Origin of the sequence: Paraburkholderia sp. HD33-4 (assembly GCF_021390635.1) — a bacterium.
In the GTDB taxonomy this organism is placed as follows: Bacteria; Pseudomonadota; Gammaproteobacteria; order Burkholderiales; family Burkholderiaceae; genus Paraburkholderia.
This window is the reverse complement of the sequence record NZ_JAJEJS010000002.1, coordinates 647,166-669,917: the sequence shown is the minus strand read 5'-3', so window position 1 is coordinate 669,917 and position 22,752 is coordinate 647,166. Positions and strand designations below refer to the sequence as shown.

General features: G+C 59.0%; 18 protein-coding genes and 2 pseudogenes. 7 read left to right on the top strand and 13 right to left on the bottom strand.

Annotated elements, in window-relative coordinates; genetic code table 11:
• Nucleotides 1-2: 2 nt before the first annotated feature.
• The 7 genes from L0U84_RS22975 to L0U84_RS22945 form a co-directional block, all read right to left on the bottom strand.
• A complete protein-coding gene (locus tag L0U84_RS22975; protein ID WP_233852928.1) occupies nt 3-1,778 on the bottom strand; it encodes a flavin-containing monooxygenase in 1,776 nt (591 codons plus the stop codon).
• Between the two features lie 643 nt (nt 1,779-2,421).
• Nucleotides 2,422-3,177, bottom strand: coding sequence for a GMC family oxidoreductase (locus tag L0U84_RS22970; protein ID WP_233852926.1), 756 nt, complete (start codon nt 3,175-3,177; stop codon nt 2,422-2,424).
• Nucleotides 3,178-3,892: 715 nt separating this feature from the next.
• A complete protein-coding gene (locus L0U84_RS22965; protein WP_233852924.1) occupies nt 3,893-4,354 on the bottom strand; it encodes a hypothetical protein in 462 nt (153 codons plus the stop codon).
• Nucleotides 4,355-4,485: 131 nt separating this feature from the next.
• The gene (locus tag L0U84_RS22960) at nt 4,486-6,663 is read right to left on the bottom strand and encodes a malate synthase G (RefSeq protein WP_233852922.1); all 2,178 of its coding nucleotides are present in this window, start codon (nt 6,661-6,663) and stop codon (nt 4,486-4,488) included.
• A gap of 889 nt (nt 6,664-7,552) precedes the next feature.
• Entirely contained in the window at nt 7,553-8,749 is a 1,197-nt protein-coding gene (locus L0U84_RS22955; protein ID WP_233852920.1) for a conjugal transfer protein TraB, read from the bottom strand.
• Between the two features lie 328 nt (nt 8,750-9,077).
• Nucleotides 9,078-9,338, bottom strand: a complete 261-nt coding sequence (locus L0U84_RS22950) for a hypothetical protein (RefSeq protein ID WP_233852918.1) — start codon at nt 9,336-9,338, stop codon at nt 9,078-9,080.
• Nucleotides 9,339-9,415: 77 nt separating this feature from the next.
• Complete coding sequence (locus tag L0U84_RS22945) at nt 9,416-9,874, bottom strand: single-stranded DNA-binding protein (RefSeq protein ID WP_233852916.1); 459 nt, start codon at nt 9,872-9,874, stop codon at nt 9,416-9,418.
• Nucleotides 9,875-9,944: 70 nt separating this feature from the next.
• Here L0U84_RS22945 and L0U84_RS22940 point away from each other — a divergent pair, with 70 nt between their 5' ends.
• The gene (locus tag L0U84_RS22940) at nt 9,945-10,307 is read left to right on the top strand and encodes an IS6 family transposase (protein ID WP_267940018.1); all 363 of its coding nucleotides are present in this window, start codon (nt 9,945-9,947) and stop codon (nt 10,305-10,307) included.
• Nucleotides 10,308-10,312: 5 nt separating this feature from the next.
• On the opposite strand, the pseudogene L0U84_RS22935 reads toward L0U84_RS22940, so the two are convergent.
• Nucleotides 10,313-10,807 (bottom strand): annotated as a pseudogene (locus L0U84_RS22935) (ATP-binding protein); the annotation flags it as partial.
• A 294-nt stretch (nt 10,808-11,101) separates the two neighbouring features.
• Here L0U84_RS22935 and L0U84_RS22930 point away from each other — a divergent pair.
• Both L0U84_RS22930 and L0U84_RS22925 read left to right on the top strand, forming a co-directional pair.
• Nucleotides 11,102-11,269 (top strand): hypothetical protein, encoded by a 168-nt coding sequence (locus L0U84_RS22930; protein ID WP_011493047.1) that lies wholly within the window; start codon nt 11,102-11,104, stop codon nt 11,267-11,269.
• A complete protein-coding gene (locus L0U84_RS22925; RefSeq protein WP_233845960.1) occupies nt 11,250-13,307 on the top strand; it encodes a recombinase family protein in 2,058 nt (685 codons plus the stop codon). Before L0U84_RS22930 ends, L0U84_RS22925 begins: the two co-directional genes overlap by 20 nt.
• Before the next feature lie 28 nt (nt 13,308-13,335).
• Here L0U84_RS22925 and L0U84_RS22920 read toward each other — a convergent pair.
• From L0U84_RS22920 to L0U84_RS22900, 5 genes and pseudogenes are all read right to left on the bottom strand, one after another.
• Nucleotides 13,336-13,656 (bottom strand): annotated as a pseudogene (locus L0U84_RS22920) (ATP-binding protein); the annotation flags it as partial.
• The gene (gene istA / locus L0U84_RS22915; RefSeq protein ID WP_267939715.1) at nt 13,649-15,127 is read right to left on the bottom strand and encodes an IS21 family transposase; all 1,479 of its coding nucleotides are present in this window, start codon (nt 15,125-15,127) and stop codon (nt 13,649-13,651) included. The pseudogene L0U84_RS22920 and the gene istA, both read right to left, overlap by 8 nt.
• A gap of 172 nt (nt 15,128-15,299) precedes the next feature.
• The gene (locus L0U84_RS22910) at nt 15,300-16,103 is read right to left on the bottom strand and encodes an FRG domain-containing protein (RefSeq protein WP_233852914.1); all 804 of its coding nucleotides are present in this window, start codon (nt 16,101-16,103) and stop codon (nt 15,300-15,302) included.
• Between the two features lie 93 nt (nt 16,104-16,196).
• Nucleotides 16,197-16,556, bottom strand: a complete 360-nt coding sequence (locus tag L0U84_RS22905) for a hypothetical protein (protein ID WP_233852912.1) — start codon at nt 16,554-16,556, stop codon at nt 16,197-16,199.
• Between the two features lie 355 nt (nt 16,557-16,911).
• A complete protein-coding gene (locus tag L0U84_RS22900; protein WP_233852907.1) occupies nt 16,912-17,745 on the bottom strand; it encodes an IclR family transcriptional regulator in 834 nt (277 codons plus the stop codon).
• A gap of 139 nt (nt 17,746-17,884) precedes the next feature.
• On the opposite strand from L0U84_RS22900, the gene L0U84_RS22895 reads away from it, so the two are divergent.
• From L0U84_RS22895 to L0U84_RS22880, 4 genes are all read left to right on the top strand, one after another.
• Nucleotides 17,885-18,868 (top strand): hydroxymethylglutaryl-CoA lyase, encoded by a 984-nt coding sequence (locus tag L0U84_RS22895; RefSeq protein ID WP_233852905.1) that lies wholly within the window; start codon nt 17,885-17,887, stop codon nt 18,866-18,868.
• On the top strand, nt 18,865-20,139 hold the full coding sequence (locus tag L0U84_RS22890; RefSeq protein WP_233852904.1) for a CaiB/BaiF CoA transferase family protein: 1,275 nt from the start codon (nt 18,865-18,867) through the stop codon (nt 20,137-20,139). Before L0U84_RS22895 ends, L0U84_RS22890 begins: the two co-directional genes overlap by 4 nt.
• A 90-nt stretch (nt 20,140-20,229) precedes the next feature.
• Entirely contained in the window at nt 20,230-21,543 is a 1,314-nt protein-coding gene (locus L0U84_RS22885) for an MFS transporter (protein WP_233852903.1), read from the top strand.
• Nucleotides 21,540-22,670: an amidohydrolase family protein gene (locus L0U84_RS22880; protein WP_233852900.1), complete on the top strand. Its 1,131-nt coding sequence runs from the start codon at nt 21,540-21,542 to the stop codon at nt 22,668-22,670. The genes L0U84_RS22885 and L0U84_RS22880 overlap by 4 nt, the downstream gene beginning before the upstream one ends.
• Nucleotides 22,671-22,752 lie beyond the last annotated feature (82 nt).

The window sequence follows — 22,752 nt, the reverse complement described above, 5'->3', positions numbered from 1 at the left end:
CGTCAGTCCACGAGACCGGCTTCACGGGCCTTGATCTGCAGGGCGACGTAGTGCGACCACACACGACCCTGCGCGAAGCCGCCGCCCGTGATCCACAGGCCCTTCTGCGCGGTCGGCTTGTACATGTTGGCCATCTCGCCGGTGCTGTCGGTCCCCCAGATCGGCCCGATCTTCTGGACAATCTCTTCGCCCAGGAGCTCACGCACCACGTCCGTCGGCGGGTGATAACCCGTCGCCGCCACCACCAGGTCCGCCTTCTCGATGTGTCCGTCCTTCATCAGCGCGCCTTCGGGCACGAAGCGGTCGAGGTCTTCGTAGTGAAGCAGACCCACGTCGCCGCTGACAATCAGGTCCGAACATCCCACGTTCAGGTAATAGCCGCCGTGGTTCCGGCGAATCTTCATCTGGTGACCGCCGTTCTCCGGACCAAAGTCCAGCTTGAACCCCCTCGCCTGCAGACCTTCAATCAGGTCCTTGTCGATTTCAATCATGCGCTGCGTGGCCAGCTTGTAACCGCGCAGCAACACGTCTGCCGTATTGCTGGTCGCGATCAGGTCGCAGTCCTCCAGCGGCAGGTTCTCCTGGTAGTAGATCGCGTGGTTGATACTGGCCGCCTTCACGCTGAACACCGTCAGCGAACCGCGCTGGATCATCTTCACGTTCGCGCCGTGCGCATGCAGATCCTGCGCGATGTCGTGCGCGCTGTTGCCCACACCCAGCACCAGCACGTTCTTGCCCTTCCACGGCGCACCGCTCTCGAACCCCTGCGCGTGGATCAGCTTGCCCGCGAAGTCCTTCAGTCCGGGCACGTCGGGCATCTTCGGCTCGCCGACCACACCGTTGGCGAACACAATGTGACGCGGATGCAGCACGCGCTCCGTGCCGTCTGCACGACGCACCCGTGCCGTCCACTCGCCGCGCGCTTCATCGTAGCGGCCTTGCACAAAATTCGTGTTGGTCCAGACGTTGCATTCCATCGCAACGGCATACGCCTCCAGCCAGTCGCCCAGCATGTCCTTGGGCAGGTACTTCGGCCAGCTCGACGGGAACGGCATGTACGGCATGTGGTTCAGATGGATTTCGTTGTGCAGTGCGAGCGCGCTGTAGCGCTTGCGCCAGACATCGCCGACTTTGGGCAGCCGCTCGACCACCAGCGCGTCCACGCCCAGCAGGCGCAGGCGCGCAGCAATCGCCAGACCATTGTGCCCGCCGCCGACAATCAGCACCGCCGGCTCGCGGTCGGCGTATTCCTGCTCCTGCGCGCGCCGTTCACCCCACGCCTGGCCACCAAACGTGCGCTTGTTCGCACCGTCGGGGCGCTTCTTGTCCACCGGCTCCTCGAAGCCCTTCAGTTCACGCAACGCGGTGCTGATGATCCACGCCTTCTGCGTCTCGACGACTGGCAGCCGGAGAATACCTACGCAACGCCCTACCGCCGTCTCGCATTGAAAAATCGCCTCGATAATCTCCACGCCGGCGCGCTTCACGCGCCGCGGCGGGGTGCGGCCTTCGGCAATCTTGAACCCCTTCGCCTGCACGCGCGGCTGCTCGCGCAAAAATGTCGACACGACAGCCTCCCGGGAATCCGACGGTGTCAGATTCCACGTGAACGCGAACAGATCCCGCCAGTGCGAGTCCTCAATGAACAGCCGCTCCATTCCCGCACGGTCACCCGTGGTCAGCGCCTTTTCAAAAGACCCCAGCCACAGCGTCACGCTCTCCGCAGGCGTCAGCGCACGTGCTTCCTCGAGCTGCGTTTCGGTCGTCGTTTCGTACATTTTCGATTGTCTCCAAGTTTCCTAACAAAGCTTCCGTGGCGAATTGCATGAAGCTTCCTGACAAAATCAATTCTAAAAATAGACCTCCTGTTGTACTAGACACGTTCGTGCCAGGGATCATTGCCCTCTAAGCAAAGATTGCAGCACTGACCTAGGCAGGAGCCAAACAGATGGTCAAGACGCCGTTCGCGCGCTCCATCAGTTGACTGGTGTTTAGAAATCTCGGAGGTACGGATCGCCTGCCAAATCCGTGCGCTCCCCGTGCAGCGACTCCTGGATTAGTGTCTTTAAATCTTTGCGTGAACAATCGGGTTCTCTTACTTCGAAAAAAAACCGCCACACTCTCGCAAAATGTGGCGGTCAAAACATTCGGCGGCCCAGGTGATCCGCCGAACAGACGCAACATGAAATTTGGCCACTGCTGAATCCGTTGTCCAGTGTTGGGTATACGAGCGGAGTCGTTCACAGAACAACGACTCAACTCAGAATGACTGCCAATTGCGAAGCACCCGCTCGATGCCTGAAACTATATCCGCGGAGCTTCTGATGTCCCCGCCGAGTGTCACATTCTTCGAGGGTCTCACATTGCAATGAAAGCATCAGTACTCCCTTAAGGCCCGCGATAATAGTTCCCCCGGCGCGTTCAATCGTGAATGACGCGTCTGGACAGAGTATCCTCTTTGATCATCGCTGCTCCTTTCGCACCAGTCATGATTGACGGCGCGTTGGTATTGCCGGAGGTGATGTGCGGCATAATCGACGCATCCACCACTCTCAAACCGTCGACGCCCCTGACACGTAGTCTTTCGTCAACGACTGACCTTGCATCGCTGCCCATTTTGCATGTGCTCGTTTGGTGCGATGCAGTGCTCCCTGTTTTCGCCATGAAATCAAGCCATTGGGTATCCGTTTGAATCGCCTTCCCGGGCAATTGCTCGTCTATGATCCGCGAGGCAATCGGGTCCATCTCCATAATTGAACGAATCTGTTTAAGGCCACTGATCATCGCGCGCACATTGTCCTCATCCGTTAGGAAATTTGGTGTGAGGACTGGCGCATCAGCAGCATTTCTTGAGCGCAGGCTAACCTTTCCCATCGTTCTCGGCCGCAGGATGAAAACTGATACGCCGCCCCCCGGGTCTTTGTCTACCTTGACGTGGCCATCCTGATGGAAATTGAAAGTCATCGGTCGAAAACAGATCTGCAGATCGGCATAATCAACCTCCGACTGGCTTTTCACGAATGCGGCCACCTGAGACGTGCCCAACGCCAGATATCCCCCTCGCGTCATCAGATAGCGTGTGCCCTCAAGGTATTTGCCAAGCCCATTGATTCTGTCGTTGTAAGAACTGGATCGGCTTGCCAGTACACAGCCAGGAGAACCCGCGCCAACGATCATGTAGTCGAATGTCTCCATAACTCGCGAAGTTGGTTAGATATCCGGGATGGCGTCCGGTCTCGCTTGCGCTCAACGTGTCGGCGGTTGAATTTACCGGACGGGGTAAGTCGGCCTGCTCCCTCTGGAATTACTTCGACGCTTTGATTCCCGCCGGGTAGCTGAGATCTGACGCGCTGGCGAGGCATCCAGCGTGAAATGATGGGAAAGGCGGGCAAAGATGCCCCCGGGATCCAATCATTCCGATGGCCGCAGCTTATTCCTATCCCGTTCTGGAGATTTAGCACGCGTTCTGCCTCCCTCTCTTATGCCCACCACTAACGACGGTGCCACTACATGCCTCTCGGGCTCGTACAGTTCGTTCGGCGCGATCGCTACAACAGTCATTTACCCTGCAAACTGAAAGTGACTGCCTGTTCAGACCGACGCCGAACGCGTCACTGCAAAAATTCAGTCTAATAAGGTCCGAGGCTCGCAGGCAGTTGGTACGACGCAAAGCAACATTGCGCTACACGCAAAGGTCGGGGGCTTCACTTTCCAGAACCGAGCTATTGCATTGGGCCATCGAGCCGACGACACTGGCCTCGGAGCTGCGTTGACTGCGCGGGAATCTGGTCTTCGCCCCGTAGCATGCAGCCGGTTCAACTGCGCCAGTTCCCGACGTTCAGACTCCCGCATACCGCTCAAGGTAGAGAGTTCGACGATACACAGCTGGGGACTAGCCGACCCTTTTTCTTTTCCTATACCGTTGCACTAGTGCCGGAATCGACAGCCGCCACTGTGGTGGAGCCGCGAAGTTTTCAATTGCTCGTTGGTGCCCCTCCATCAGGTCGCGCAGAGGCGTAGTCTGCAATTGTTCATCGTAGAGCGCGAGGAGACGGGCCGTAGGCCCCATCGCGGATGAGCGAAGACTCCATGGAGAGTCAAGCTTTGGCATTTCCCTCTGGCTAAGGCTCTCATCAGCCGCCAGGAAGATCGAAACATCGCCCTTACCGAACCCCGCGTCGAAGATGAAGAACGAAGAGAACATTGTTTTGACAATCATCCCCATATGCACTGCTTTTCCATGCTCCGAGCGCAAGACGGCAAGACATAGGTGGTTTCGTAACGACAGGTCGATGAGTTTCGAGGTGGGAAGCCACGTAACATTCGCCCACGGAGTGTTGCGGTCAAGTGCCATATGAATATATCGAGCTGAAACTTACACAGCGGATCCAAGGCCGCTTCGAGATCGACGTCGAAGCAACTGAAGGTACAGGTCTAGTTGTCGCCTCGCTCCCAAACGGAGCGCTCACACGACGGCGACATTCCTCACAGAGATTGCTTAGCGGCTAAACGGAATTTGTGGAGCAGCGGTTCCGTGTAGCCACTAGGCTGCGTACGCCCCTCGAACACCAACGCACAGGCGGCTTTAAACGCAAGCGATGTTTCAAACGCGGGCGCCATCGGGCGATAGTGTGGATCAGCCTGGTTCTGCTCGTCGACCACCGCTGCCATGCGCTCAAACGTCTCGCGAATCTGCTCTTCAGTGACGATACCGTGGCGCAGCCAGTTCGCAATGTGCTGACTGGAAATGCGCAACGTCGCGCGATCTTCCATCAACCCGACATTGTGAATATCCGGCACCTTCGAGCAACCCACGCCCTGATCGACCCATCGCACAACGTAACCGAGGATGCCTTGTGCATTGTTCTCAAGCTCGTTCTTGATGTCTTCTTTTGACCATGACGGCTTGTCTACGACTGGAATCGTTAGCACGCCATCAAGCAGCTTGTCTTCCTGACCTTCATAGATGGCGTCTTCCATCTCTTCCTGAACCTGCTGCACGTCAACCTGATGATAGTGTAGTGCGTGCAACACTGCGGCGGTTGGCGACGGGACCCATGCTGTACTCGCGCCGGCTTTCGGATGAGAAATCTTCTGCTCGAGCATAGCGCGCATCAAATCGGGCATTGCCCACATACCCTTGCCGATCTGCGCGCGTCCGCGCAACCCCGTGACTAGGCCGACGAGCACATTGTTGCGCTCGTACGCACTGATCCACGCCGACGATTTCATGGTGCCCTTACGCATCATAGGACTCGCTTCCATCGAAGTATGCATCTCGTCGCCGGTGCGATCCAGGAAGCCAGTGTTGATGAACGCCACGCGCGCCGCCGCCGCCGCGATGCATGCCGTCAGGTTCACGCTCGTACGGCGCTCCTCATCCATGATGCCCATCTTGATCGTGTGTCGCGGCAGGCGAAACAGATCCTCGACGCGCGAGAAGAGCTTATCCGTGAATGCAACTTCGGCCGGGCCGTGCATCTTCGGCTTCACGATGTAGATTGATCCGGTGCGCGAATTGTTCCTGTTCTTCAGGTCGTGCAACGCACCGAGGGTGGTGATCACCGCATCAAGTATGCCTTCGGGAATCTCGTTGCCGTCACGGTCGACTACGGCTGCGTTAGTCATCAGATGACCAACGTTTCGGACGAAGAGGAGCGAACGGCCGTGCAGCGTGAGTGTGGAGCCATCCGGCGCAACGTATTCACGGTCCGGCCTCATGGTGCGAGTGAAAGACTTACCGTTCTTCGTCACCTGCTCCGACAAATTGCCCTTCATCAGGCCGAGCCAGTTTCGGTAGAGTTGCGCCTTGTCGGACGCATCGACGGCCGCGACAGAGTCTTCGCAGTCGATAATCGTGCTGACCGCCGCCTCCATCAGCACGTCCTTTACATGTGCCGCATCGGACTTGCCTATAGGGTCATCCCGGTCAATCTGGATCTCAAAGTGCAGATCGTTGTGCTCAAGCAAAACGGCCGAGGGCTCAGCCGCCACGCCTTGGTAGCCAGCGAACTGCCGGGGTACCTTCAGGCTGCTCTTGCCGCCATCTTTTAGGGTGACAACAAGCTTACCGTGTTCGATGTAGTACTTGGTCGCGTCAGCGTGGGAACCGTCCACAAGGGGGGCGCTGTTGTCAAGGAACGTCCGCGCGTAGGCGATCACCTTTGCGCCGCGCTCGGGATTGAAGTCGACTGTGCGCCCTGCGCCGTCACTTTCGTCGATGGCGTCTGTGCCATAGAGCGCATCATAGAGGCTACCCCAGCGCGCGTTCGCCGCGTTCAGCGCATAGCGCAAGTTGGACAGCGGCACGACGAGTTGTGGCCCAGCCTGTTCGGCGACCTCACTGTCAACATTGGCAGTCGTCGCCTGAACGCGCGTCGGCGCGGGCACAATGTAACCGATACCCTTCAGAAACTCGCGATAAGCGCGCAGGTCCTTTACCGAGCCTGGGTTTCTGCGATACCAAGCGTCTAGCTCGGCCTGCAAACGCTCGCGTTCGGCCAACAGAGCTCGGGTCGTCGGAGCAAGGTCGTGGACCAACGAGTCGAACCCACTCCAGAAAGCCGCAGCGTCCACGCCCGTGCCGGGAATGGCCTCCTCCTCAACGAACCTGACAAGATTCGTGTCGACCTTCAGGCCTTGTTTCTGGGTCATTTCGTTCATGGGTGCTCCATCTCAGTGTGCTGCTCGGCACAGGCGATTTAAGGTGGACTCTATGGTACCGGTCTCTTCGATGGGGCGACCAGCACCCGGCTTTGCGCTGCAAGCAATGGTGCTTACCACAGAGCCACCTAGTGGCTGATACGACCAATTCCTAAAATGGGACCGTTGCTTATCGCGTCTTCTGTAACCGTTGAATGCGTGGACAAGCAGACAAGGTGCTTATAGCAGTGCCTCAAGTGACCAGTGCGGCAACGAATAAAGAGCTGGCGCGATAGATTAAAACAGGCGACAGACTGTGAGTTCAACGAGCGCTCGGCGCAAGATTGAACGCCAACTGTTTGGACGACCCTATCGTCACAGACATCAAAACCACGATCCAGTCAGTGACTTTATTTCGCAATCCTCTATTTTTTGACCAAAAAAACGCAAGGCTTGGCATTGATGTCTGCCTTCGAGATCGTCTCGCGATCAAAGGTGTTTGAATCGAGTGGTCGGCCAACCCAATCCAAGGCTGGTACACACCTGCGGCGCCAATTACGCGCTTTCACAGTATCATCACCCGTTTTGTATTTCATGGAATTGGACAGCGTCGATGCTTATAAGGACGCAATGCGCCGGGCCCAACGCCTCTCGAGCCGGGGAGTTTTTTGCAAATGCGCGCGATACCGTCACCGTCCAGATCCGCCTGACGGTATCGCGCAACGCCTGGACCCAAGGCTCAAAAAAATACCGTCAGGTATACCGTCAAAAATTGAAGCTACCTCGGCCTGCCATCCAGAATGCTCAGTACAAGCCACCTCCCGAAGCCCCGCCGCTACGGGATTTTTCAATAGTCCCCGATAGTAGCCAATAGTCTCCAATAGTCCCCGTCACTCCACGCACGTCGAAGTTATCGATTCACTGCTCGTAGCAGCGGCAAGCCGGTGAGCTGTGCGATCGAATACACGCTCTGCTGTTGAATGTGCGCGAGGGATAGATCGGCATTGAACCAGCTATTCGACATGCTGACCAGGAGATCGGGTCGATCGATCAGTAGGCGCCAATGCGGCCACCACAGGAAATCTTCGTAGCAAATGGAGAACGCCGCGCGCCGGCCCGCAATCTTCAGATAGGACTGCATCAAACTTCCACGAGTCGCGCTCACACTGGCCCATGGGCGCCACAATCCCACCGGCACAGGTTGACGGCTGTCGAAGCGTCCATAACCCGCTCCGACGATCACGGCACTGTCGGTGTACCGAAGGAAGGGTTCGCCACTGATCGGCCGGCCGGAAATGGAACCTTCTTCTTCCAGATCGACACCAAGAATCAACGTCCTGTTCGACATTGCCAGTTGCTGCAGATAGTCCCGCCACCAGTACCGCATCGCGGGCCGCCATACGCCGACCAGTTCCTCGGGAAAGACGACAACTCCCGCACCGCTTTCGAATCCCCACTGGGCGGTTTGCATTGTCGCCACGAAGCGAGCGTGGAGCGTTTCATAGTCGCGTTGATCGAGTCTGCCTAAAGACGTGTCGACTGCTATCCAACCGGACGGAAGTTCGGGACGATGCCCGTCGAGATGCGCGACCACCGCCGCGCCGATCAACAGCGCGCCGACCCGCAACGCCGCGCGCGATTGCCGAATGCGTGCCGCCGTCGCCAGCATGCACATTCCCAACAACAGGCCCGCAAGCTGCCAGCCGGGATAGAGCGCACCGGCGACGTATATGGGAGAGAGCCAGCCGATGGTGCCCAGTGGTGGAAGCGACACGAGCATGATTGCGAGCAGGGCGCGCGCGGCGCGCGGTGCTTCAGCGGCCCGCGGTGTCAGGAATGCCCACGGAGCGGCCAACGCGAGCGCCTGTCCCAGCCAGAAAACAACGCCAAGCGCAAACGCTGTGCTTGCTGACAGGTCGCCGTAACCAGCGAAGAAACGCTCACACACGACGGGGATGTCACGCGCTCCCGTCAGATAGTAGCCAGCCCATAGAGATAGTGCTGACCATCGGCGACATGTGGTGGACCAGATCGCGGGCAGAAGGATCAGCACCGCGAGCCAGCGACCGGGATACCACGCGAGTAGCGCGACGGCGACGCCGGCCACACCGTAAAGGCCACACCGTAAAGCATGACACGATGAAAATGAGGCGTTGTGGGAGGGTCGACCCGCAGCGGGCTGGCGGTTGGCCAGAGGGACAGCAGCCGCGCGGCGGGACGGCATATCCATCTCGATGTCGAGGTCACTAAAGTTCCTCAAGTGACCATGCAGCCTTTTCACGGGTACGGGGATAGCACTGGCAACCGGCTCGACTTGGGGCCGATTCGGCGAAACGTGGCCACGGATCCAGTCGCCGGGCCGCAACTTTCCCCAGAGATATCGCCTCACGTGGCCCATGAGAGGTGCCTCCCGAGGGTTGTTCATCCACGCGCCCTCAATGCAAGGTGCTGTCAGGTCTGGGCCAGTCGAGGATCCAGTCCGCCTGCTGCCACAGCGCGCTGCGATAGAGGATGCGCAGGTGAGCACGCCGCAGAAGCCGACTTTCGCTGGTCCAGGCCTGAACTTCCCAGCCATGAAACTGTTCGCTCGATCGCCCGGTAGCGATCGCGGCCGAGACCGTATCAGCCACCAGCGCTTCGAGCATCTTGAGTTCACCGGCGTCCGGGTATCTGAAACATGGGGAAATCTGCTGCATGGAAAGCTCCAGATCGCGGGGGACACAAATAGCCATGCCCGTTTGATATTGAGCGGGAACCGCCACTCTCCGGTAACTCAGCCCGCGGAAGTGGATTGCGGGTCCATCCCGTCTTCGGGCCGATCGAATTCGGTGGGCCCGACCGCGTCGCCCCGTATCGGGTCGAGATCCGCGCTATCACCTACGTCACCGGGGTCACCATTGCGCCGTTGCCGCGCCTGAAAAATCACCTGATCAACGCGCACCAGGGTCAACGCAATCGACTCGGCGTCGATATGCACGCCGGCCATGGCTTCGTTCTCGCGCGTCATCCACGGATTGACGTAGAGGTCTCCCTTGACGACGACGCTGGCGCCGGTCCTGATGTGCTGCATCACGCGCTCGGTGTGGCGCTCGTTCCAGATCGTCACGTCAACCGGAAACGTCCGGTCATCTTTCTGCTCCAATGATCCGTCTTCCAGCCGTCGGTATGAGGCGGACATGATGCGCAGTTCGACGATGCGCTTCGCGCCGTTCGGCGTGGTGACCTGCTTCATCGTCGGGGCTCCGGTGCAAATCGGAGCTGCCGGTAGGTTAAGCTCGGGTTTTGACGAGCGCGAGCAGGCTATGGGTAAGCTGGTAGACATCGACAGGCTGTTCAGCGGCCGTCACTTTGACCGCGAAGTCATCGTCCTGTGTGTGCGTTGGTATCTGCGTTACAAGCTCAGCCTTCGAGACCTCGTTGAAATAATGGCCGAGCGCGGGCTGTCGCTGGCGCACACTACGATCATGCGCTGGGTCAAACGCTTCACGCCGGAGTTCGTCAAGCGCTGGGACCGGTTTGCGAATTCCGCGGGTCGCTCGTGGAGGGTCGACGAGACGTATGTGAAAGTCCGCGGCAAATGGGTCTATCTTTACCGTGCTGTTGATTTTCACGGAGTCTTAACCCACCGTTTTCATCTAAATTTGACCCACCTCGAGACAGCGTAGTACATCTATTCCGGTGTGGATAACTCTTCGTTTCCAGCCGGTTTTGCTGCCCTTTTTCTCGTTGCCTTCGCTTTGGCAGAACTGGTCCTGAAGCGCCACGATTCGTTGCCAGTCTCGACGATGTGGCAATGATGCGTAACCCGGTCCAGCAGCGCTGTCGTCATCTTTGCATCCCCGAACACCGTTGCCCACTCGCCGAAGCTGAGATTGGTGGTGATCGCGACACTCGTATGCTCGTACAGCTTTGACAGCAGGTGGAACAGCAATGCGCCACCGGTCTGGCTGAACGGCAGATAGCCAAGTTCATCGAGAATCACCAGATCGACGTACATCAGCTTGTGTGCGATCTGGCCTTGTTTGCCCGCCGATTTCTCCTGCTCCAGGGCGTTGGTCAGCTCGACAGTTGAGAAGTAACGCACACGCTTGCCGTGGCGCTGTACGGCCTCGATTCCGATTGCCGAGGCAAGGTGCGTCTTGCCAGTGCCCGGCGAACCCACTACACACTGCCCATCATCATTGCGATGATGTGATCATCCGCTATCCGTTTCACCCTCGCTGCGGTGAACGGATAACCGTCATCGGGATGAACAATTACCGGGGCGAGTCGTATCTGACTATCAGGCAGCCCGATGGCACTCTGACGCATCTTCCGCCGTGGATGGCAGGCGAGGATGCTGCCCGCATGTCTGTCGTCGTCCAGCCGGAGTTGCCTCATGCGGTGCTGATCGAACTTCTGCGCCTGGTCGACACGGCGTTATCGTGCTTTGCGGCGGTAACACCTGAGGGAGGCAAAGATGCGCAACCAGATGACGAGGCAGAAGGATCTGTTCGAGGAAACTGTGCCGGAGGCGTTAGTATCAGAGGAGATGCAAGCCGAGCTGGTGACGCAACTGGCGCTGCTGATGTTCGCGTTGATCGACGTCATCGAAGCGGAGGCGCGTGATGAGCAAGATCGGCGCTGAACACCTTTCCCGTCGTGCATACGTGTACGTCCGTCAGTCAACGCTGGATCAGGTCCACCACAATCGCGAGAGCCAGTTGCGCCAATACGGGCTTGCCGATCGCGCACGCGGACTTGGCTGGCCAGATGCGACGGTTATCGATGACGACCTGGGTCGCTCCGGCTCTGGCAATCATCGTCCCGGATTCGAGCGCCTATTGGTGGCACTGTGCAGCGGCGAAGTGGGTGCCGTATTCTGCATCGAAGCCTCGCGTCTTGCGCGCAATGGTCGTGACTGGCACACGCTTCTGGAATTCTGCCGTCTTGTAGGATGCCTGCTGATTGACGAAGATGGAATTTACGATCCGAGACAGCCTAACGATCGCCTCCTGTTAGGCATGAAGGGCACGCTTTCCGAGATGGAGCTTTCGACGTTTCGCCAACGCTCACAGGCGGCTCTTGATCAGAAAGCCAAACGCGGTGAACTGTTCACGTCGGTGCCAATCGGTTATGTGCGTGCACAAGGAAATCGTATCGAGAAGGATCCTGATACCCGCGTCCGGGAAGCGCTCGATCTGGCGTTCCGGAAGTTTCGCGAGTTTGGTAGCGTCAGGCAGGTCCTCCTATGGATTCGACAGGAATGCATTGAGCTACCCGCGGTGAACTACGGCCCGGACGGTCGCCACATTGTATGGAAGCTTCCCGTCTATAACACCCTTCTGCACATCCTGACGAATCCGACTTATGGCGGCGCATACGCGTTTGGCAAGACCCGGACTATTGCTCGCATTGTGAACGGACGCAAGCGAGTGTTTGCGGGCAACCCCCTTCAGCGCGAGGAATGGCAGGCCTTGATCATCGAGCACCACGCGGGCTACATTAGCTGGGACGAGTACGAGGCGAACCGCAAATTGATTACCAATAACGCGAACATGAAGGGCAGCATGGTCCGCGGCGCTGTCAAGCGCGGGAGCTCGCTTCTGGCGGGACTGCTTCGTTGCGGTCACTGCGGGCGCAAGCTGCACGTTGCGTATTCCGGCACCAAAGGCACCGTCGCGCGGTACAACTGTCAGGGCAGCATGATCAATCATGGTGGCCCTCGCTGCATTTCGTTTGGTGCGGTTCGTGTTGATCAACGCGTTACTGAAGAAGTTTTGCGCCAACTTCAACCGTTAGGTATTCGTGCATCACTCGAGGCCATTGAACGTACACGAACAGAGCAGGACGAACGCGTGCGGCACAAGGAGCTGGCACTTGAACAGGCGCGGTATGAAGCTGCGCGAGCACGTCGGCAATACGATGCGATTGATCCTGAGAACCGGCTGGTTGCGGCGGAACTTGAGCGACGGTGGAATGAAACGCTGAAGACGCAGGTGCAAATACAGACCGAACTCGACCTCCTGCGCGAACAGTCATCGAGGGCGCTGAGTGCGGGCGCGCGTGATGAACTTCTGCGACTCGGTGAAGACCTGCCCCGGCTATGGCACCACCCGGCCAGTTCGGTCGAGATCAAGAAACGCATTCTTAGGACGGTCGTCAAGGAGATCGTTGCCACAAAGCAGGACGACACGATTCGTGCACTCGTGCATTGGCAAGGAGGCGATCACACCGAGATCGTGTTCGAGAAGAACCACACAGGTGAGCATCGCTGGGCCACCGATGTCGCAACGATAGACATCGTTCGCGCGTTGGCGAGAACGTTGGCAGATCAAGGCGTAGCGGCGGTCATCAATCGACTAGGCAAACGGACGGCGAAGGGCCACACCTGGACCGCCGCGCGAATCTGCACGCTGCGGAAGGACCATCGAATCCCTGCATATCGCGAAGGCGAACGGCAGGAGCGCCGCGAACTGACGGTTACAGAAGTAGCCACCCTGCTGGGTATCAGTGCGCCAACCGTCATCCGCCTGATTCGAGTCGGGAGGTTGCCGGCGTCACAGGCTTGTCTGGGTGCGCCATGGATCATCCAGCAGGTGGACGTCGACAATTATCTGGAGCGACGAGCTGCGGACCGTCCGCAATCAGATAACTCAAATCAATTATCCATTGATCTTCAATGACATAGGGAGGTGAGCATTATGTCTCGTGCCCGGGGCCGCCGATGAACACGACGTTGTGTGCGCTTGCGAGAAACGACAGTTCGCTGAGTTCACGAATCAGCGCTTCATCAACTTGTGCCTGTGCGAAGTCGAAGCCTTTCAGGTCGCGGTGAGCCGGGAAGCGTGCGGCGGTCATCTGGTAAGCGATCGAGCGGACCTGCCGTTCGGCGGTTTCCGCCATCAACAGCTGCTTCATGAAGCGCTCCGGCTCGAAGTCAGTGTGACGCGCCTGTGCCAGTAGCTCCGGCCAGGTACTCGCCATGCCGTGCAGTTTGAGGCCCTTGAGCTGGGCAATGATGTCGTTAGACATGACGATCCTCCGGTGGGTTGGCGCGTAGCGTCTCGTAGCGATTCACGTCAGCCGCCGGTTCTTCCTTGAGCTGGAGTTTCGTGGTGGCGAGACTGGCACTCGTGACAGGCGCCTTCAGCCGGCTCAGCACGTTCAGGACATGCTCCCCACTGGGGCGCCCTGAATCCAGCGCAGCCTGCACAGCGAGCAGCACAGCATCGAGTCCGTGTTCGCGCACCGCGGCGAGCACCTGCGTCATGATGCGATCGCCGCCCGGGTGTTTGAGCAGGTGCCGCTGCAATAGCTGCAGCGGTTGCGGCATCGTGATGAAGGGCGCACCGTTGCGCAGTGCGCCGGGTTTGCGCTCGACCAGCGTGATGTAGTGTCGCCAGTCGTAAAAGGTCATGTGCCGCTCGAAGCTGCGTTCGTGGCGGGCGATCTCGTGCGCGTCGGCGACGACGCTGAGATACGCCGGATAGCAGCGCACGCTCACCAGCTGGTTCGTGTACTCGGTAGGCACGCTGTAGCGGTTGCGCTGGACGTGGATCAGGCTGGTCGACGAAACCCGCAGGGTCTGCTCGACGTAGCCGTCGAACGGCCGTGGGTTGGGCATCAGCCGGGTGCGCTCGTCCTGCAACACGTCCTCGACTGTCAGCTCGGGCCATTGCGGGTGCCGCATGTGCCAGGCTTCGCGACACTGGCCGGCGACCCATTCGTTCAGAATCTCCAGCGTCTCCCAGCGCCGTAGCGCCGCTTCGTGCCAGATCTGCCGTCGGCGGTCCTGAACATTCTTTTCGACGATGCCTTTCTCCCAGCCTGCCGCCCGGTTGCAGAACTCTGGCTCGAACAGATAGTGGCTGCACATCGCTTCGAAGCGTGCGTTGACCGCGCGCTCCTTGCCGCGGCCAACCTTGTCCACGGCGGTCTTCATGTTGTCGTAGATGCCGCGCCTGGGCACACCGCCGAATGCGGCGAATGCGCGGGCGTGCGCGTCGAACAGCATCTCGTGACTCTGGGTGGGATAGGCGACGAGCCAGAACGCGCGGCTGGCGTTGAGTTTGACGTGGGCAACCTCGAGGCGCCGCCGCAGCCCGCCGATGAAGGCGTATTCGCAGCTCCAGTCGAACTGGAAGGCTTCGCCGGGCTCGAAGGCGAGCGGCACGTAGGCCTTTCTGCGCGGCGCTTCGGCCTGTTCCTCATGCCAGCGCCTCACGAACGCGCTGACGCGGCCGTAGCTGCCCGCGTAACCCTCGCCGCGGATCGCCTCGAACATGAATCGCGCGGTGCGCCGGTCGCGCTTCGGGCGATGACTGTCCGCCCGCAGCCAGCCCGTCAGCTGTGCGGCCCACTCGTCAACAACGCTCGGACTGACGCGCTTTGGATACTTCGGCTCGACAGAATCGGTCTGCCGCAGCCAGCTGCGCACCGTGTTTCGGGACAGGCCCGTACGCCTCGCAATCTCGCGCAGCGGGACCTGCTCGCGGAAATACATCCGCCTGATCTTGGCCAATATGCCCACCGTGATCACCTCTGTATCCCCTGCTCAAAGATTGAGCAGGACATTCAATCACGTGGGTCAAAATTCGATGAAAATTACGCCCCTTAGTGGGTCAATTCTGCGTGAACATCAACATTTAAGGACAGCATGCTTCTTGGGTCTGCTGTTAGCGGGGGAACAATCGCTCGCGCAATTCTTCGCATGCGCCATCTAGACCGGGAAAAAGCGAGCCTGCAGTTACACCCATTAGCGCCAGTTCACTCATTACCTTCTCCCGCTCCTTAATAGAGATATCGATAGCCGTGAGATAGAGTGTGTTTCGATTTGCCTCGACCGCTGCTATATACGACTCCACGTCATCGACATTTGTTAGCGCAGAAAGTGCTTGCTGGGGAATCAACCGCTCATTCTCAATCGCCATGAATTCCATCAGTGACATGTGGGGATGGGCTGGGGCCGTAATGGGGATTTGTATGACATCATCTCGCCACTGGGCCTGATCGAACAGGAAGATGCGGACGTAGCCAGCGTTGCGCTTCTTGGACGACTCGATTGTGATATTCCGAAACGCAAAGAACGCCGCGACGAAAGGTGAATAGGTCCAGTCGATCAGCGGCGTGGGAAATCCGTGATGTTGGGCGAGATGCAAAAAAGCGCCATTTTCATCGCTATCTGCCCTGTTGAAAATATGACGGGTCCTTGCGCTCAAATGTCGATGCAGAGTCGGGAGGTCTTCAAACGTATAGCGGATCAAGTCTGAGCGGCCCGTACGATGAAAGTGCGAACGCAAGCGCCACGGCTTTTGTTGCCCGCGAAAAATGAATTTTCTCGGTTGCAGTCCCGAAACATGCCTTTTGAACCGATCCCAACTCATCCTCTGCGGTGTCAAATCTGATTTCCGCAGCGGGTCCATTCTTACCAGCGTGGCGGTGCCCGACCGATTGATGTTTGAATTCCACTCCACGGTCATGCGCGAATCGGTCCAAGACAATTCGGCCTGAGCCTTCGTGGCTATTTCCACATTAGGGAAAATTTCTTTTAGCTGTTCCCAAGGGACCAACTGTTAGGGCGCTTTCGGATAGGTCGGGTTCAGCGTTACTGACGCGTACACGCGATCGCCCGATCTGTACAGGGTCCAGAATTTGCCAACGATGACCGGCGCTGATACTCCCGGCCGTGGGAAAAGCAGGACGCTGCCCAGCGTGCGGTCGTCGATTTTTTCAAGGTCGATGACAACCGTCCCTTCATACTCGGTCGCGACGAAGCTACCGGTCCACTGTCCTTGCACTGGGGCAGTGTTTGGTTGCGTTTTTGTAGTCACTGTTTTGAAGTCGTTGTCCGAACGCACGATGTAGCGCCAATGCAGAGCGCTCGAGATCAGCGGTGCTATTGTGCCATCGGTTTGTTTCGTCAGCTCAGTCAATGAGCTCCGCGGGCGCCAGCATGCGGCGCGGATCACCCGAGCCTCGCGCCATCAAGGTCTCGGTGCGGCCATGAAGAGACCTTTGTTCTGCCTGCTTGACCGTCAGCTTTGGTAGCGTTCGCGGCCTTTCGACTCGCGGAAGCCAACATTTACTCGGCCGTCTGGCGGTGGGCGAATGCACAGGACGCCACGCATCGGCTTCGATTGGGGGGGGCCCTGCCTGACCAGCCGGACGAGGATCTCCTGGATGAGCACTTATGAGCGCGGGAGATAGTGTCAGGTGCGACCATCCACGTCAGAACTCAGCCAGGCCTGACATGATGGCTCAGCAATCCAATGCGACCGGTCGGCTCGTTCACGAGCGGACGTCGCGGGTGTCCTCGCTTCTGCTTCGGTTAGTGAATTCCGCGATGCTGGCATCGTACCGACCGCCTTTGCCGCCGAGCGCAACGGTTGCGCGCTTCGCACTATCAAGTAAGGACGCAACGGCCGCGTCGATGGTTGAAGAAGAACCAAATCTCTCCTTAGGTCCCGATAGCGTAAGGGCACCGACCAACTCGCCGGTCGAGTCAAACACGGGCACCGAAGCTGAGGCAGTCTCCGGATCACGTTCGCCATAAGACGTTGCCCAGAAAGCTTGCCGCACTTCGCTCCACCGCGGATCATCAGCCTCTGTGAAAGCGAGAAGGACTTTGCCCGATGCGCCTTTGTCGATCGCGAATTCTTCACCGACGCGGATCGACACCCGCACGCTCCTTGTCGGCTCGACACGATAGAGCACCTGTCGTTGATCGCCCTGACGTACGTAGAACGATGCCGTTTCTCCCAGATCGCGGCTCAACTGCTGAAGCAATGGCTCAATAACCGGCCCTACCCGGAAGGATCGCTGGTAGAGCGCGGCAAGACGTAATGGCTGATAGCCAATTCCATACTGTCCGTCGCTCATTTTGCGGATAAAGCCTCCGTGCTCCAACGCGCCCAGCAAGCGCAGGGCTGTGCTTTTATACAAACCCGTGCGACGCGAGAGTTCGGTCAGTGTCAACTGGTCGTCGGTCGGGCCGAACGCGTTGAGGATGGCAAACGCCCGGTCCAGCACGGCCACGCCGCTAGAGTTTTCGCAGGCGTGAGCAGAGGGTCCGGGTGTTGAAAGGGCCTCGTCCGCCGCGGTGTCTTTTGTCTTCGTCATCATGTTCATCATCCTACTGTTCTATCGGACAGAACTCAAGTTCTAAATTTGTGGGTTTACCCCTCTTACCGGAGCCTGTTGAGTGGCCTATAGTTCTCTCTAACAGAACTAGGATCTGTCTGATAGAACTAAGGAGCCGAATGTGAGTACTTCAAGTCCGAAGGTGCTGATCAGCGAGGTCGGGCCTCGCGATGGTCTGCAGAGCATCAAGAGCGTCATGCCCACAGCAGCGAAGTTGCGGTGGATCTCCGCGCTCGCCGCTGCGGGGCTCGAGGAAATCGAAGTGGGTTCGTTCGTGCCGGCGAAACTGCTGCCTCAGATGGCTGACATCCACGAGGTCGTTGGGCACGCGCTCTCGATTCCAGGTCTGCACGTGGCGGTTCTCGTGCCGAATCTGCGTGGCAGCCAGAGCGCGTTCGAAGCGGGCGTACACAAGGTGACGCTGCCCGTTTCGGTGACCAACGAACACTCACTGGCCAATATCCGGAAAACCAATGAGCAGATGATCGAAGAAGTGCGCAATATCGTCGCGCTTCGCAACGAGCGGTATCCGGGCGTGCGGATCGAGGCCGGCGTTTCGGTTGCCTTCGGCTGCACGATCGCGGGTGCCGTGAGCGACGACCAGACGATGCGCATGTGTCTGGCGATGGCCGAGTGCGGAGTCGACGAAATCGGCCTCTCGGATACGAGCGGCTATGCGAATCCAGCACAGGTTCGCCGGCTGTTCCGTCGTCTGCAAGCGGAATTCGGCGCGAAGGCTGGCGGTGCTCACTTCCATAACACGCGCGGTCAGGGACTGGCCAACGTCGTCGCGGCGCTCGACGTCGGTGTGACGACGATTGATTCGAGTCAGGCCGGTCTGGGCGGCTGCCCCTACGCGCCGGGCGCGACCGGCAACATCGTGACCGAAGACCTGGCCTTCCTGCTCGAAGCGATGGGCTATGACACGGGTGTGGACATCGACAGGCTCATTGCCGCGCGTGCCATTCTCGCCGAGGCGCTGCCCGGCGAAGCGTTATACGGACACGTGCAGGACGCGGGGCTCCCAAAGGGATTCGTATATGCGGACGGCCGCGCACCCAGCGCGCCGCAACCGGAAGGCTGCCTGATTGGAGTAGCGCAATGAGCGACGTACAAGCAAACCAGAATCTGCCGTACAGCGGTATTCGCGTCGTCGAGATGACGCACATGGTCATGGGGCCGACATGCGGCATGGTGCTGGCGGACCTGGGCGCGGAGGTCATCAAGGTCGAACCCATTTCCGGCGACAGCACTCGCGCGTTGCGTGGGTCCGGCGCGGGCTTCTTCAGCACGTTCAACCGCAACAAGAAGAGCATCGCTGTTGACGTAAAAGATCCGCGCGGCGTGGAAATCGTTCACAAGCTTCTGGCGGGCGCAGACGTCTTCAGCGAAAACTTCAAGAGCGGCACGATGGACAAGCTCGGCCTCGGTTATGCGGCACTATCCAGGCTCAATCCACGTCTCGTCTACGTGTCGCACAAGGGATTTCTGCCTGGCCCATACGATCATCGCACCGCGCTCGATGAAGTCGTGCAGATGATGGGCGGCCTTGCCTATATGACGGGACCGGATGGCAGACCGTTGCGTGCGGGGACAAGTGTCAACGACATCATGGGCGGCATGTTCGGCGCGATCGGCGCGATGGCGGCGCTGGCTCAACGCGAACGCACAGGCCGTGGTCAGGAAGTGCAGAGTGCGCTTTTCGAAAACAATGTGTTCCTCGTAGCCCAGCACATGATGCAGTTCGCCGTGACCGGTCAGGCCGCGGCGCCGATGCCAAGCCGCATCTCAGCGTGGGCTGTCTACGACGTGTTCTCCGTCAAAAACGGCGAACAGATCTTTCTGGCGGTCGTCTCCGATACGCAATGGGCGCTGTTCTGCGACGCTTTCGGGCTTGCAGAACTGAAGGCGGACGAGCGGATCGCCTCCAACAATGAGCGCGTGCAGGCCCGCGAATGGCTACTGCCGAAACTTAGACAGCACATGCAAGCGTTCACCGCTGCCGAGATCAGCGCAATCTTCGAGCGCTGCGGGCTGCCTTATGCGCCAATCACGAAGCCGCAGGATCTGTTCGACGATCCGCACCTGCTCGCTACCGGCGGGCTCGCCGAGGTGACATTGCCACCTGACGCAAGCGGCGCGGGGCAGGCCATTGCGACGAGGACAGCGCTGCTGCCCTTGACGCTAGGCGGTGAACGTCTGCACCTGCGCGCGGCGCCCCCTTCGCTGGGTCAGGATACGCAAGCGCTTCTGATGGGTCTCGGATACGCGCCAGAGGATCTCAGACAGTTGACCGAGGCCGGGGTTGTCAAGTGTCAGCACACACAGCCTGGCGATGCGTCGAACCCCTCGGCGAACGAACTCGCCAGCGCCTGAAGCAGGCAAGCACACAAAAGACACAAAGAATCACTGAACCGCAGAGGCCGGCAGGGCCTCTGCGCGCGGCGATTCGTCTGGAGACGAGACATGACATCCATTTCATCGAACATCACTGCTGGCAGCGCGGTGGGTTCCACCCTCGAGCAGTCGGCGGTCAGAAAAGCCGCGTGGCGCTTCATTCCACTTCTCGCACTGGCGTATTTCTTCAACTATCTGGATCGCACGAGCGTCGGTTTCGCGGCGTTGACGATGAACCGAGATCTCGGTTTGACCGCCACCCAGTTCGGCTGGGGTGCGGGCATCATGTTCGCCGGGTACTGTCTGTTCGAAGTCCCGAGCAACCTCGCGCTCTACCGCTTCGGCGCACGGCGCTGGCTTGCCCGCATCATGATCACGTGGGGCTTCTTTGCAGCGGCAACGGCGCTGGCCGTGGGCCCAAAAAGCTTCTACGCGATCCGGTTGCTGCTCGGCATTGGCGAGGCAGGCTTCTTTCCCGGCGTGATCTTTTTCCTTGCGATCTGGTTTCCGGCCAGCTACCGCACTCGCGTGCTCGCATGGTTCACCGTCTCCACGCCGCTGTCGTCGCTGGTAGGCGGTCCGCTCTCGGCGGCGCTGCTCCATATGGATGGCGTCCTGGGACTGGCGGGCTGGCGATGGATGTTCATCGTGCAGGGACTGCCCGCGTGCGTAATCGGTTTTCTGGTGCTCAAAATGTTGGCGGACAAGCCCGCCGATGCAAAGTGGTTGTCCCACGAAGAACGGCAAGCTCTGCAAGTTGCGTTCGATCGGGAAGGCACCTCCGGTCAGAAGAAGAAAAACTTCGTCGCGGCGTTGAAGGACGTGCGCACCTACATCCTGGCGATGATCTCCTTCGGCTTCACGATGGGCTCTTACGGCATCGGTATCTGGCTGCCTCAGATGCTGGGGGCTCACGGGATGAGCGTGACGCAGACCGGCTGGATGTCGGCGGTGCCTTACTTCTTCGCCACCATCGCGTTGCTCTGGTGGGCAAAGCGGGTCGATCGTCGCGGCGGGCCGATCGCAAACCTGGCCGCAGGTCTTTTCATTGGTGCGATCGCGCTGGGTGTCTCAACGTATTTCCATCACCTGGTTCCGGCGATGACCGGCATCACGCTGGCGTTGATCGGCACAATCGCGGGCCGGACGATCTTCTATACACTTCCGGCGCGGTTCCTTTCCGGACAGGCGGCTGCCGGCGGCCTGGCTTTCATCAACTCGATCGGTGCGCTTGGCGGCTTTGCGGGACCGTACCTTGTGGGCTATCTGAAGGACAGTTTCGGTACGTTTTCGGCCGGCATGATTGGTCTTGCGATCGTGTTGGGTATCACGACCTTGCTGACCTTGTCCCTCTACGCCTTCGGTCGCGGAGAACAGGAATGACACAAGTCCGCTCTTTCCGACGCCGCCAAATCCTCGGCGCTGTCGCAACATCGATGATGTTCCCCGCTATGACCGTGCGTCAGGCATTTGCAAAAGAGGACACGCATTCCGTGAGTACAACCAGCAATTACCTTCCCGTTCGCGCGGAGTGGCTCGCCTCCGGCACCGAAGCGGCGCTTGAACCCGACATGCCGATCATCGACGCACATTATCACTTTTACGAGCGTGCGGGCTGGACCTACCTTCTCGACGAGTATCTTCAGGACGCGCGATCGGGCCATAACATCACTGCGTCGGTGTTCATGCAGGCGCTGACACGCTATCGCCCGTCGGGTCCTGAGCCGCTGCGTCCTGTCGGAGAAATCGAGTATGTTGCTGGCGTCACTGCCCCTTTGCAAAGAAGCAAGCCACAGGTCGCGAAAGGCATGGTCGGCTACGCGGATCTTCGCCGGGGTGCGGCCGTGCGCGATGTTCTCGAAGCAGAACTGCATGCTGGCGATGGCCGGTTTCGTGGCGTTCGGCATCTCGTTACGTGGGATGCTGACCAGACGCTTGTCAATCCATTGTCGGCGGCGCCTCGAGGGCTTCTGCTCGATGCCAACTACCGGGCGGGCGTCGCGCAACTGGGTTCGCTGGGTCTATCGTACGACGCGTGGTTATTCTTCCCGCAACTGCCGGAACTGTTCGACCTGGCGAAGACCTATCCTGATACACCCTTCATCATCAACCATTGTGGTGGTGTTGTCCGAGTCGCCAGCTATGCAGGTCAGCGCGCGGAGGTGTTTGATGCCTGGTCACGTTCGATGCGTGAGCTCGCCCGGTTGCCGAATGTCTATGTAAAAGTGGGTGGGCTCGGCATGCGTATCAACGGCTTCGAGTTCGAAAAGGGGGAGCGTCCACCGTCATCGGATGAATTGGCGCAAGCGTGGAAACCATGGATGCATACGTGTATCGAAGCGTTCGGTGCAGACCGTTGCATGTTCGAAAGCAATTTCCCGGTAGACAAGGGTTCCTATCCATTCTGCAACGGCTGGAACGCATTCAAGAAATTGACTGCGCAAGCTGGTGCCGATGAGCGGGAAGCATTGTTCCGGGGAACGGTGAGCAAGGTCTACCGCCTCGGGTGAGTCAGTTGGATGGAGCAGCGGGCCAGCGGTAAGCGTGTAATGGCTGCTGTCCATCCCACAGTTGCCTTTGGACCCTCTTGCG